Genomic DNA, 12739 nt, shown 5'->3' with positions numbered 1-12739 from the left:
TCACGCCTCCTGCTGCGTACGGCGATTTTCCAGCTGCGCAATCCACAAACGCAGCAGGTTCGCACCCACAAATTTGAAGACAAGGATCACCGCCAGCGGCGTAATCACCGGAACGGTAACCATCGTAAACAGCGCGGCACCCGAGGAAAAATAGTTGGTAATACACGCACTGCCGCTGGTTTGCCAGCAGGCAAAAATGGCACGTTCCTGTTCAGTGATAATGCCCTCTTCCGCCATTTCTTTAGTCATCCCTGCCGCAGCATCGGTATTTTGCAAATTCGCAATCAGCGCCAACGAGCAAATACCCGGAATACCGAGTAACGGGCGCAGGACTGGCGTCATCAGTTGCTGTGCCGCACGCAACCCTCCCAGCCCTTCGGTGACGGAAATTATCCCGAGTGAAAGAATGACGGAAGGCGCCAGCTCAAGCGCGAATAAGAAGCCGTCTTTTGCGCCCATACCGCCCGTGCCGCGAAAAGAGACCGCCGTGTCCCCCGCCGCATTAATCTGCCCAAACGCACCGTTGAGAACGGTGAAATCAAAGACTCGCCACCATTCGGTACTTTTCGCAAACATGCCGGAAAAAAGAATAATCGTAATAAAAAAAGCGAGATATCCGCCCCATCCCACCTTCTGCTGCGTGTGTGTGTTGTGACCCATTTTGTTCTCCTGTTGGCCTTATTCCTTGCGTGACTAAAGACATCACGCGGGTTAAGTTAAAGACAAACGCAGAGAAAAACGACACCAGAGGAGATTATTCAGAATGTGTGGATAGAGGTCAGACAAGTTCGGCTCCGGCGACATTGCATCGCCGGAGCAAACAGATTAGGGTTCATCAACGACCTGACCATCCGGCCAGGCATGCATTACCGCTTTGATTAACGTCGCCAGAGGAATAGCAAAGAATACGCCCCAGAATCCCCACAGGCCGCCGAATATCACCACTGAGAGAATAATCACCAGCGGATGCAGATTTACCGCCTCGGAGAACAGCACCGGCACCAGCAAATTACCGTCCAGCGCCTGGATTATCAGGTATACGGCAAAACAGCTCCAGAACTCGGTGCCAAGCCCGAACTGGAACAATGCCACGCCAACCACCGGAATAGTGACCACGAAAGCGCCGATATACGGGATCAGCACGGAGAAGCCTACCAGCACCGCAAGCAGCAGCGAATAGTTGAGGCCAAACAGCAGGAAGCCGAGCCAGGTCGCCACGCCAACCACCACCATTTCCAGCACCTTGCCGCGGATATAGTTGGTGATTTGCTGGTTCATCTCTTTCCACACCTGCCCCGCCAGTCCGCGATTACGCGGCAGCACCCGACGCACAGCGTTCAGCATTTGTCCTTTATCTTTGATCAGGAAGAACACCATCAACGGGACGAGAATCAGATAGACCGCCAGCGTCAGCAATCCGACCAGTGAAGCTAGCGAATATTTCACCACCGAATCGCCCATGGTGAGCATTCGCGAGCGCATATTCTCCGCCATCGCATCAATAATGCCCGCATCCATCAGCGCCGGATAACGCCGCGGTAAGGTGGCGGCAAAATCAGACAATTTATTGAGCATGCCGGGCATATCGCGGATCAGGTAGATCCCCTGTTGCCATGCAACGGGCATTACCACAAACGCCATCAGCAGCAAAATACCGACAAACACCACCAAAACAATCGATGTCGCCCAACGCCGTGAACAACCAATATGTTCCAGCCGTACTGTCGGCCATTCGAGCAGGTACGCCAGCACAATGGCGACCAGCAGCGGCGCCAAAAGACCGCTAAAAAAGAACAGGATGCCAAAACCGGCAACCAGAATAATCAGCAAGGCGATGGCTTCGGGGTCGCTAAAGCGGCGGCGATACCATTGCATCAACATTTCGAGCATAAAACCCTTCCATGAATCCAATAGCGGGATTGCGATCCCGAATTGTATCGAAATGTCACAAAAAAGACTTCGCTTTTTATAGCGGATTACGCAAAGTGAAAAGACATTTTTCCTGGGTGTTCATCGTCAGGTTTCGCAGTTACACTCCCTAAGCTTGCGGAGTGTGAACGATACTTCACGGCATTGGTCAAATGGCTATCTCAAAAAAGAATACAGGACAGAGGTTATGTTCAGGCAGTTGAAAAAAAACCTGGTTGCTACCCTCATTGCTGCACTGACCATCGGTCAGGTTGCGCCCGCATTTGCAGAAACCGCGGACACCCTGCCTGATATGGGAACCTCGGCAGGGAGTACGCTTTCCATAGGACAGGAAATGCAGATGGGCGATTATTATGTACGCCAACTGCGCGGCAGTGCGCCATTAATTAACGATCCGTTGCTGACGCAATACATTAATGCGCTGGGGATGCGTCTGGTCTCGCACGCCGACTCGGTAAAAACGCCCTTCACCTTCTTTTTGATTAACAACGATGAAATCAACGCCTTTGCTTTCTTTGGCGGCAACGTTGTTTTGCACTCCGCACTGTTCCGCTATTCCGATAACGAAAGCCAACTGGCATCGGTTATGGCGCACGAAATTTCCCACGTTACGCAGCGTCACCTGGCGCGCGCAATGGAAGACCAGAAACGTAGCGCGCCGCTAACGTGGGTGGGTGCGTTAGGGTCAATTTTATTGGCGATGGCCAGCCCACAGGCGGGTATGGCGGCGCTGACCGGTACGCTGGCGGGTACACGTCAGGGGATGATTAGCTTTACGCAGCAAAACGAACAGGAAGCAGACCGCATCGGTATTCAGGTACTGCAACGCTCGGGATTCGATCCCCAGGCCATGCCGACGTTTCTGGAAAAATTGCTCGATCAGGCCCGTTACTCTTCGCGTCCACCAGAAATTTTGCTGACTCACCCCCTGCCAGAAAGCCGTCTGTCGGATGCCCGTAACCGCGCCAACCAAATGCGTCCGGCTGTCGTCCAGTCTTCAGAAGATTTTTATCTGGCCAAGGCACGCACCTTAGGCATGTACAACTCTGGTCGCAACCAGTTGACCGATGACCTACTGAGTAACTGGTCGAAAGGCAACATACGTGAGCAACGTGCGGCGCAGTATGGCCGGGCATTGCAGGCAATGGAGGCCAGTAAATATGACGAGGCACGTAAAGCACTGCAACCGCTGCTGGCGGCAGATGCTAACAATGCCTGGTACCTCGACCTGGCAACGGATATCGATCTCGGCCAGAAGAAAACCAGCGATGCCATTAATCGGTTGAAAAACGCCCGCGACCTGCGCACCAACCCGGTACTGCAGCTCAACCTGGCAAATGCGTATTTACAGGCCGGGCAAGCCAAAGAGGCAGCGACCATCCTGAATCGCTATACGTTTAACCATAAGGACGACCCTAACGGCTGGGATCTGTTAGCGCAAACGGAAGCCAACCTGAACAACCGTGATCAGGAACTGGCAGCCCGCGCGGAAGGGTATGCCCTCGCAGGACGTCTGGATCAGGCGATTTCGATGCTCAGCAGCGCAAGCTCACAGGTCAAGCTGGGTAGCCAGCAGCAGGCCAGATACGATGCCCGTATCGACCAGCTACGCCAACTGCAAGAGCGCTTTAAACCGTATACGAAAATGTAATTATCGAACACTTGCCGGATGGCGATATGTAGGCCAGATAAGGTCTTTTGGTCGCCATCCGGCAGGATTGTTATGCAAGGAGAAGTCATGTCAGACGCGATTAAAATCTACCATAACCCACGCTGCTCCAAGAGCCGTGAAACGCTGGAGTTACTGAAGTCTAACGGTGTGGACCCGGAAGTGGTGTTGTATCTGGAAACCCCGGCTGACGCCACAACCCTGCGTGAATTGCTGCAGATGCTGGGCATGTCCAGCGCGCGCGAGCTGATGCGCCAGAAAGAAGATCTCTATAAGTCACTTAATCTGGCGGACGTAAATCTGAGTGAAGATGCGCTGATTCAGGCAATGGTGGAAAACCCGAAATTGATGGAGCGCCCGATTGTGGTTGCCAAAGGCCAGGCGCGAATTGGACGCCCGCCGGAGCAGGTACTGGAAATCATCGGTTAACCTGAAACCTGCCGCAGTCTCTTCGGCTGCGGCGCTTACAGCTTCAGTATCTCTTTTACGAATGGAATGGTCAGCTTACGCTGGGCGGTGATCGATGCATGATCAAGCTGATCCAACGTCATAAACAGCGTACGCATTTCTCGATCCAGACGCTTGAGCAGGAAGCGTCCCACATCTTCCGGCAGTTCAAACCCACGAAGTCTGGCGCGTAATTGCAACGCCTGCAGCTTATCTTCATCGGAAAGCGGCTGCAGCTTGTAGATTTGTCCCCAGTCCAGGCGCGAGGCGAGATCCGGCAACCCCAGATTCAGCTGTCTTGGCGGGCGATCGCCGGTGATCAGCAGACGCGTTTTCCCCGACTCCAGGATGCGGTTGTAGAGATCAAAGATCGCCATTTCCCACAGCGAATCCCCGGCCACACATTCGATGTTATCGATGCATACCAGCGATAAATGCTCCATACCGTCGAGCACCTCGGGGACGAACCAGGTACGCTTGTCGAGCGGCACATAGCCTACCGCATCGCCGCGCGCGGACAGTTCCGCACAGGCTGCATGCAGCAAATGACTACGGCCAGCGCCTTCACGCGACCAGAGATAAATATACCCGCTATGGTCCTGACGCAGCACGTTTTGCAGTGCAGCCAGTAAAGAGGAGTTATCCCCCGGCCAGAAACTTGCGAAAGTTTCGTCGTCAGGAAGATAAAGTGGCAAAGAGAGCTGTGCCGGTGTGTTCAGAGATACCTCAACCCAGGATTTCATAAAATCGCGTTGAGTTTAACACAGAAATACGTCGTGATAGAACCGGGCAGCATCGCCACCCGGTAAGAGATTTACTGTTGCGTACTGTCGGCATCTTCCGCGTCAAGCACGACTTCTTCCGGACGCAGCAGGCTGATAACTTTGAAAATCAGGCTCAGACAAACGCCAACAATGGTCGCCAGCGCCATGCCTTTCAGCTCAGCGGCACCAATGTGAACTTTCGCACCACTCACGCCGATGATCAAAATAACCGAGGTCAGGATCAGGTTTTGCGCCTTGTTGTAATCAACTTTTGACTCGATCAGTACGCGAATACCGGAAGCACCAATCACGCCGTACAGCAGCAGCGATACGCCCCCCATGACCGGCAGCGGAATGATTTGGATCGCCGCCGCCAGTTTGCCCACGCAGGAGAGCAGAATGGCAAAAATTGCCGCGCCGCCGATAACCCAGGTACTGTAAACACGAGTAATCGCCATTACGCCAATGTTTTCGCCGTACGTGGTGTTCGGCGTAGAGCCGAAGAAACCAGAGATAACCGTAGACAGGCCGTTGGCAAACATAGAACGATGCAGGCCAGGATCGCGAATCAAATCTTTTTTCACGATATTCGCCGTTACCACCAGGTGTCCAACGTGTTCAGCGATGACCACCAGCGCCGCCGGCAGGATGGTCAGAATGGCAACCCATTCAAAGCGCGGCGTGTAGAACGTTGGCAGAGCAAACCAGTGGGCCTGCGCAATCGGCGTGGTGTCCACGACCCCCATCACGAAGGAGAGCGCGTAGCCGGCCAGCACCCCAATCAGAATCGGGATAATCGCCATAAAACCGCGGAACAGTACAGAGCCAAATACCGTAACCGCCAGCGTCACCATTGAGATGATGATGGTTTTTGAATCCGGTAATTGCCCCTCTGCTGGCAGTAACCCCGCCATGCCCGCAGCGACGCCAGCCAGCTCCAGACCGATGACGGCAACGATTGCTCCCATCGCCGCAGGAGGGAACATGACATCCAGCCAGCCGGTTCCTGCTTTCTTAACGATGAAAGAAACCAGGCAGAACAGAACGCCGCACATAATGAAACCACCCAGCGCCACTTCATACCCTAACGGCAGCAACAGCAGTACCGGGGAAATGAATGCGAAGCTGGAACCCAAATACGCAGGAATTTTACCTTTACAGATAAAGAGATACAGCAACGTACCAATGCCGTTAAACAGCAGAACGGTAGCCGGGTTGATGTGGAACAGGACTGGCACCAGAACCGTTGCGCCAAACATAGCGAACAGGTGCTGCAAACTAAGCGGGATTGTCTGTAAAAGCGGCGGTCTTTCACTCACCCCGATAGCACGGCGCGTCATAGTGTTTTCCTCTGAGTGTTGTTTGTTATTAGCCTTGGGTTGTTATATTCAAAAAAAAGCCGACTCTTAAAGTCGGCTTCTTTTCACTTATTCGTTTACTTGGTACCAAAAATCTTATCGCCGGCATCGCCGAGCCCCGGAATAATGTATCCGTGCTCGTTCAACCCCTGATCGATGGAGGCCGTGTACAGCTCAACATCCGGGTGCGCTTTTTCCAGTGCCGCGATACCTTCTGGTGCCGCAACCAGGACCAGCACTTTAATGCTGGTGCAGCCTGCATTTTTCAGCAGGTCGATGGTGGCGATAACGGAACCGCCGGTTGCCAGCATCGGGTCAACGATCAGCGCCATACGCTCATCGATGTTAGATACCAGCTTCTGGAAGTACGGAACCGGCTCCAGCGTTTCTTCGTTACGGTACATACCAACCACGCTGATACGCGCGCTCGGAACGTTTTCCAGTACGCCTTCCATCATGCCCAGGCCCGCACGCAGGATTGGCACAACGGTGATTTTTTTACCTTTGATTTGGTCAACTTCAACCGGACCGTTCCAGCCTTCAATGGTCACCTTTTCGGTTTCCAGACCAGCGGTTGCTTCATAAGTCAGCAGGCTGCCAACTTCCGAGGCGAGTTCACGAAAGCGTTTAGTGCTGATGTCGTTTTCACGCATCAGTCCCAGCTTGTGTTTGACGAGTGGGTGTTTGACTTCCACGATCTTCATACTCTTCTCCTTTCCTCAGACGAGTGGCAACCACAAAAAAAATCGCCGGATTATACCGCTTTTCGTCTCTGGCGCAACACTGGATACGCTTGATATGGATCAACCAAAGTCGTTTGCGTCTGGATGATGAGTATAAAACAAGCCCCGCATTATTGGCGGGGCTGGCTGTCAATACTATGAATTTTATAGATATTCAGCATTGGTCTGGATAACGTTTTGATACCATGAAAAAGATTTCTTCGGCGAGCGTGCTAACGTTCCGCTTCCGTCATTATTTTTATCAACATAGATAAAGCCGTAGCGTTTTTTCATCTCCCCCGTCCCGGCCGAGACTAAATCAATGCAGCCCCACGGGGTATAGCCCATCAGGTCCACGCCATCTTCCACTACCGCTTTTTTCATTTCGCTGATATGTGCGGCCATATAGTCAATACGATAGGAATCATCTACCGAGCCGTCGGCCTGCTGCACGTCAATCGCACCAAAGCCGTTTTCGACGATAAACAGCGGCAGTTGGTAATGATCCCAGAACCAGTTCAGCGAATAGCGCAGACCAACGGGATCAATCTGCCAGCCCCAGTCCGATTTCTGCACGTACGGGTTGGAAACCAGGCTTTTCGACTCGTCGTAGTCCAACTGTGGGTTGTCTGCCGTGGCCTGCGTTGCGAAAGACATATAGTAGCTAAAGCCGATGTAATCGACACAACCCTCAGTCAGCGCCTGACGGTCTTCCTCAGTGATATCAAGATCAAAGCCACGCCGGGCAAAGTAGTTGAGAAGATGCCGCGGGTATTTGCCGCGCACATGGACATCGGTAAACCAGTAACGCCGGTGCATGGCGTTCATCGCCATCATCATATCGTCCGGCGCGCAGGTCAGTGGATAGATAGGACACATGGCAATCATGCACCCTATCTGCAATGCAGGGTTAATCTCACGCGCAGCCTTTACCGCCAGCGCGCTTGCCACCAGTTCATAGTGCGCCGCCTGGTACATAACCGGCTCGCGGTCTTCACCGGGCTGGTATTTCAGGCCAGAGTTAGTAAAAGGCGCGAAGTCTTCGTGATAATTTGCCTGGTTGTTAATTTCATTAAACGTCATCCAGTACTTCACTTTGTGCTGGTAACGGGTAAAAACCACTGCGGCAAAACGGACAAAGAAATCGATAAGTTTGCGGTTGCGCCAGCCGCCATATTGCGTCACCAGATGGTATGGCATCTCGAAATGCGACAACGTAATCACCGGTTCAATGCCATATTTCAGGCATTCGTCAAACAGGTCATCATAGAACTGCAGGCCAGCCTCATTGGGTTGCGCTTCGTCGCCTAAAGGGAAAATACGCGTCCAGGCAATCGAAGTACGAAAACATTTAAACCCCATTTCGGCAAACAGTTTAATGTCGTCTTTATAGCGGTGATAAAAATCGATGGCGTCGTGGTTAGGGTAGTTTTTACCGGCAATCACACCGTCAGTGATTTCACGCGCCACGCCATGCGCCCCCGCCGTCATGACATCGGCAACGCTAATTCCTTTTCCACCTTCCTGCCAGCCACCTTCCAGTTGATGAGCGGCTACGGCACCACCCCACATGAAATCTGCTTTAAATCCTGACATACCCTTCCCCTATCGTGATTACTCTGTGCAAAACGCTGTTGATGAAGTCCGCAACAGAAAACAGAAACCGGTTTCAGTACGATACTGTGTATTCAGCAGACAGGTTTCAAGCACAAGACTGTACCCGGTTTCATTTTCGTGGCGCAGTTCAAACAAATAGATAAATGATTGTAAAATGCTGAAAAAATCAGCACATAAAACTTGATGCAGAGCAGGCTCGCAAACGTTTGCTTTCCCTGTTAGAATTGCGCCGAATTTAACTTTTACTGCAAGTAAACATGTGGGGAAGCAGGCAGTGACCGATAAAACCTCTCTTAGCTACAAAGATGCCGGTGTTGATATTGATGCAGGTAATGCTCTGGTTGATCGAATCAAAGGCGTAGTAAAGAAAACTCGTCGTCCGGAAGTTATGGGTGGTCTGGGTGGCTTCGGTGCGCTGTGCGCATTGCCGCAAAAATATCGTGAACCGGTACTGGTTTCCGGCACTGATGGCGTCGGCACAAAACTGCGTCTGGCGATGGATCTGAAACGCCACGACACTATCGGCATTGACCTCGTCGCAATGTGCGTCAACGACCTCGTGGTTCAGGGCGCTGAGCCGCTGTTTTTCCTCGACTACTATGCTACCGGCAAACTGGATGTGGATACCGCAGCCAGCGTCATTAACGGTATTGCCGAAGGCTGTCTGCAGTCTGGCTGTGCGCTTGTCGGCGGGGAAACGGCTGAAATGCCGGGGATGTACCACGGCGAAGATTACGACGTGGCAGGCTTCTGCGTTGGCGTCGTCGAAAAATCAGAGATCATCGACGGTTCAAAAGTGGCTGACGGCGACGTACTGATTGCACTCGGCTCCAGCGGTCCGCACTCCAACGGCTACTCTCTGGTGCGCAAAATTGTTGAAGTCAGCGGTTGTGACCCGGAAACCACCGAGCTTGAAGGCAAGCCGCTGGCCGATCACTTACTGGCCCCGACCCGCATTTATGTCAAGTCCATTCTGGAACTGATTGAGAAGGTTGATGTGCATGCCATTGCCCACCTGACCGGTGGTGGTTTCTGGGAAAATATTCCACGCGTTCTGCCAGATAACACGCAGGCTGTGATCGACGAATCTTCATGGCAGTGGCCAGCCGTCTTCAACTGGCTGCAAACGGCGGGTAACGTCAGCCAGCATGAGATGTATCGTACCTTTAACTGCGGCGTAGGCATGGTTATCGCCCTGCCAGCTTCTGAAGTGGACAACGCCCTTGCTTTGCTCAATGAGAAAGGTGAAAACGCATGGAAAATCGGTATCATCAAAGCTTCTGATTCCGAACAGCGTGTGGTCATTGAATGAAAAACATTGTGGTGCTCATTTCCGGCAACGGAAGCAATTTGCAGGCGATAATCGATGCCTGCGAACAGAATAAAATCAATGGCACCATACGTGCAGTATTCAGTAACAAGGCCGATGCGTTCGGCCTTGAGCGCGCACGCGAAGCGAATATTCCTGCACACTCGCTGGAAGCCGCCCAGTTTGCCAGTCGCGAAGCATTCGACCAGCAACTGATACAAGAGATCGACGCTTATGCCCCCGATCTCGTGGTGCTGGCCGGTTATATGCGCATTCTAAGTCCGACGTTTGTTGCTCACTATTCTGAACGATTGCTGAATATCCACCCGTCTTTATTGCCGAAGTATCCTGGCCTGCACACGCACCGTCAGGTTCTGGAAAACGGCGATGAAGAGCATGGCACCTCCGTCCATTTCGTCACCGATGAACTGGACGGCGGACCGGTTATTCTCCAGGCCAAGGTTCCGGTATTTGAAGGCGACAGCGAAAATGATGTCACGGCACGAGTCCAGGCCCAGGAACATACCATTTACCCGCTGGTGGTAAGCTGGTTTACTGATGGTCGCCTGAAAATGCGTGATAACGCAGCATGGCTGGACGGCGTTCGTCTGCCGCCACAAGGCTACGCCGCCGACGAAGAATAAAATCAACCTGTAAACCGGATCTCACCATCCGGTTTACAGGCATAAATACCTTTTCCGGTTAACATCTCCGGTATTCATCTACGCTCCCCCCTTTCTCTTTCCTATCAGACGGTTTATTGTCATATTTTTCTGGCACTGTTGGACATCTGAGAGCAATGCTCGCCATAATAAATCGGTAGTGTCCCGTGAATGAAACGGAGTAAAAGTGGTAATGGGTCAGGAAAAGCTATACATCGAGAAAGAACTCAGCTGGTTAGCGTTCAACGAACGTGTACTCCAGGAAGCTGCTGATAAGTCAAACCCGTTGATCGAACGGATGCGTTTCTTAGGCATCTATTCCAATAATCTCGACGAGTTTTATAAGGTTCGTTTTGCCGAACTGAAACGCCGAATCATTATTAGCGAAGAACAGGGTTCAAACTCTCACTCCCGCCATCTGTTAGGTAAAATCCAGGCCCGCGTATTAAAAGCCGATCAGGAATTTGACGGCCTGTACAACGAGTTGCTGCTGGAGATGGCGCGCAACCAGATTTTCCTTATCAATGAACGTCAGTTGTCGGTCAATCAACAGAGCTGGTTACGCCACTACTTCAAACAATATCTTCGCCAGCACATTACACCGATCCTGATCAACCGCGAGACGGATTTAGTTCAGTTTCTGAAAGATGACTACACCTATCTGGCGGTGGAAATTATCCGCGGCGATACGATCCGCTACGCGCTGCTGGAAATCCCTTCCGACAAGGTTCCCCGTTTTGTGAATCTACCGCCGGAAACCCCGCGCCGTCGCAAACCGATGATCCTGCTGGACAACATTTTACGCTACTGCCTTGACGACATTTTCAAAGGGTTCTTTGATTACGATGCGCTGAACGCCTATTCGATGAAAATGACTCGCGACGCCGAATACGATTTGGTGCACGAGATGGAATCGAGCCTGATGGAGCTGATGTCGTCCAGTCTGAAACAGCGTCTGACCGCAGAGCCTGTACGTTTTGTCTATCAGCGCGACATGCCCAATGCGCTGGTCGAGGTACTGCGTGAAAAGCTGACGATTTCTCGCTACGACTCGATTGTTCCTGGCGGGCGTTACCATAACTTCAAAGACTTTATTAATTTCCCCAACGTTGGCAAAGCTAACCTGGTGAACAAACCGCTACCGCGTTTGCGCCATATCTGGTTCGATAACGAGAAGTTTCGTAACGGCTTTGACGCCGTTCGCGAACGCGACGTGCTGCTATATTATCCGTATCACACTTTTGAGCACGTTCTTGAACTGTTGCGCCAGGCCTCTTTCGACCCGAGCGTGCTGGCGATAAAAATCAACATCTACCGTGTGGCCAAAGACTCGCGCATCATTGATTCGATGATCCATGCTGCGCACAACGGTAAGAAAGTCACCGTGGTGGTGGAGTTGCAGGCTCGCTTTGATGAAGAAGCCAACATTCATTGGGCCAAGCGTCTTACCGAGGCAGGCGTTCACGTTATCTTCTCCGCGCCGGGCCTGAAAATTCACGCCAAATTGTTCCTTATCTCGCGTAAAGAAGGTGATGAAGTTGTGCGCTATGCACATATCGGGACGGGGAACTTCAACGAAAAAACGGCGCGTCTCTATACCGACTACTCGTTACTTACCGCCGACTCACGCATTACCAACGAGGTTCGTCGGGTGTTCAACTTCATCGAGAACCCGTATCGCCCGGTGACGTTCGATTATCTGCTGGTTTCTCCGCAGAACTCGCGCCGTTTGCTGTACGCGATGATTGACAAAGAAATCGCCAACGCGCAGCAAGGACAGCCTTCCGGTATCACCCTAAAACTGAATAACCTGGTCGATAAAGGCCTGGTTGATCGTCTCTATGCGGCCTCAAGCTCAGGCGTGCCAGTCAATTTATTGATTCGGGGTATGTGCTCTTTGATTCCGAATCTGGAAGGCATTAGCGACAATATTCGCGTGATAAGCATAGTTGACCGCTACCTTGAACACGACCGGGTTTATATCTTCGAAAACGGTGGCGACAAGCAGGTATACCTCTCCTCCGCAGACTGGATGACCAGGAATATCGACTATCGCATCGAAGTCGCCACACCGCTGCTGGACCCGCGTCTTAAGCAACGGGTGCTGGATATTATCGATATCCTGTTCAGCGACACGGTGAAGGCTCGCTTCATCGATAAAGAACTCAGTAATCGCTACGTACCGCGCGGAAACCGCCGTAAGGTTCAGTCACAATTGGCGATATACGACTACATCAAATCACTCGAGCAACCTGACTAACG

Annotated in this window: 11 protein-coding genes; 5 read left to right on the top strand and 6 right to left on the bottom strand. The window is 52.1% G+C overall.

Annotation, left to right across the window (positions count from 1 at the left end; all coding sequences use genetic code 11):
• Positions 1-660: a nucleoside recognition domain-containing protein gene (locus tag OGV75_RS19610; RefSeq protein WP_016153974.1), complete on the bottom strand. Its 660-nt coding sequence runs from the start codon at positions 658-660 to the stop codon at positions 1-3.
• Between the two features lie 165 nt (positions 661-825).
• Positions 826-1890: an AI-2E family transporter gene (locus OGV75_RS19605; RefSeq protein ID WP_016153975.1), complete on the bottom strand. Its 1065-nt coding sequence runs from the start codon at positions 1888-1890 to the stop codon at positions 826-828.
• Between the two features lie 226 nt (positions 1891-2116).
• On the opposite strand from OGV75_RS19605, the gene bepA reads away from it, so the two are divergent.
• Complete coding sequence (bepA, locus tag OGV75_RS19600) at positions 2117-3580, top strand: beta-barrel assembly-enhancing protease (RefSeq protein ID WP_016157117.1); 1464 nt, start codon at positions 2117-2119, stop codon at positions 3578-3580.
• Positions 3581-3667: 87 nt separating this feature from the next.
• The gene (arsC, locus tag OGV75_RS19595) at positions 3668-4027 is read left to right on the top strand and encodes an arsenate reductase (glutaredoxin) (protein ID WP_046275209.1); all 360 of its coding nucleotides are present in this window, start codon (positions 3668-3670) and stop codon (positions 4025-4027) included.
• Positions 4028-4062: 35 nt separating this feature from the next.
• Here arsC and OGV75_RS19590 read toward each other — a convergent pair whose 3' ends face one another.
• From OGV75_RS19590 to OGV75_RS19575, 4 genes are all read right to left on the bottom strand, one after another.
• A complete protein-coding gene (locus OGV75_RS19590) occupies positions 4063-4764 on the bottom strand; it encodes a DnaA inactivator Hda (protein WP_200049399.1) in 702 nt (233 codons plus the stop codon).
• A gap of 95 nt (positions 4765-4859) precedes the next feature.
• Complete coding sequence (uraA, locus tag OGV75_RS19585) at positions 4860-6149, bottom strand: uracil permease (RefSeq protein ID WP_047358228.1); 1290 nt, start codon at positions 6147-6149, stop codon at positions 4860-4862.
• 95 nt (positions 6150-6244) lie between these two features.
• Positions 6245-6871, bottom strand: a complete 627-nt coding sequence (gene upp, locus OGV75_RS19580; protein WP_003835110.1) for a uracil phosphoribosyltransferase — start codon at positions 6869-6871, stop codon at positions 6245-6247.
• A gap of 183 nt (positions 6872-7054) precedes the next feature.
• Positions 7055-8485 carry a 6-phospho-beta-glucosidase gene (locus tag OGV75_RS19575; protein ID WP_109018231.1) on the bottom strand — a complete coding sequence of 477 codons (1431 nt, stop codon included), beginning with the start codon at positions 8483-8485 and terminating at the stop codon, positions 7055-7057.
• A gap of 295 nt (positions 8486-8780) precedes the next feature.
• On the opposite strand from OGV75_RS19575, the gene purM reads away from it, so the two are divergent.
• The 3 genes from purM to ppk1 all read left to right on the top strand — a co-directional run bounded on the left by purM (position 8781) and on the right by ppk1 (position 12737).
• Positions 8781-9818: a phosphoribosylformylglycinamidine cyclo-ligase gene (purM, locus tag OGV75_RS19570; RefSeq protein WP_016157121.1), complete on the top strand. Its 1038-nt coding sequence runs from the start codon at positions 8781-8783 to the stop codon at positions 9816-9818.
• Positions 9815-10459 carry a phosphoribosylglycinamide formyltransferase gene (gene purN, locus OGV75_RS19565; protein WP_286481084.1) on the top strand — a complete coding sequence of 215 codons (645 nt, stop codon included), beginning with the start codon at positions 9815-9817 and terminating at the stop codon, positions 10457-10459. Before purM ends, purN begins: the two co-directional genes overlap by 4 nt.
• Positions 10460-10670: 211 nt before the next feature.
• The gene (ppk1, locus tag OGV75_RS19560; RefSeq protein WP_003835119.1) at positions 10671-12737 is read left to right on the top strand and encodes a polyphosphate kinase 1; all 2067 of its coding nucleotides are present in this window, start codon (positions 10671-10673) and stop codon (positions 12735-12737) included.
• The last annotated feature ends 2 nt before the right edge of the window (positions 12738-12739 follow it).

It is taken from the genome of Citrobacter sp. Cb028 (assembly GCF_030336705.1).
GTDB lineage: Bacteria > Pseudomonadota > Gammaproteobacteria > Enterobacterales > Enterobacteriaceae > Citrobacter > Citrobacter braakii.
This window is presented reverse-complemented; position numbering and strand designations above follow the sequence as displayed.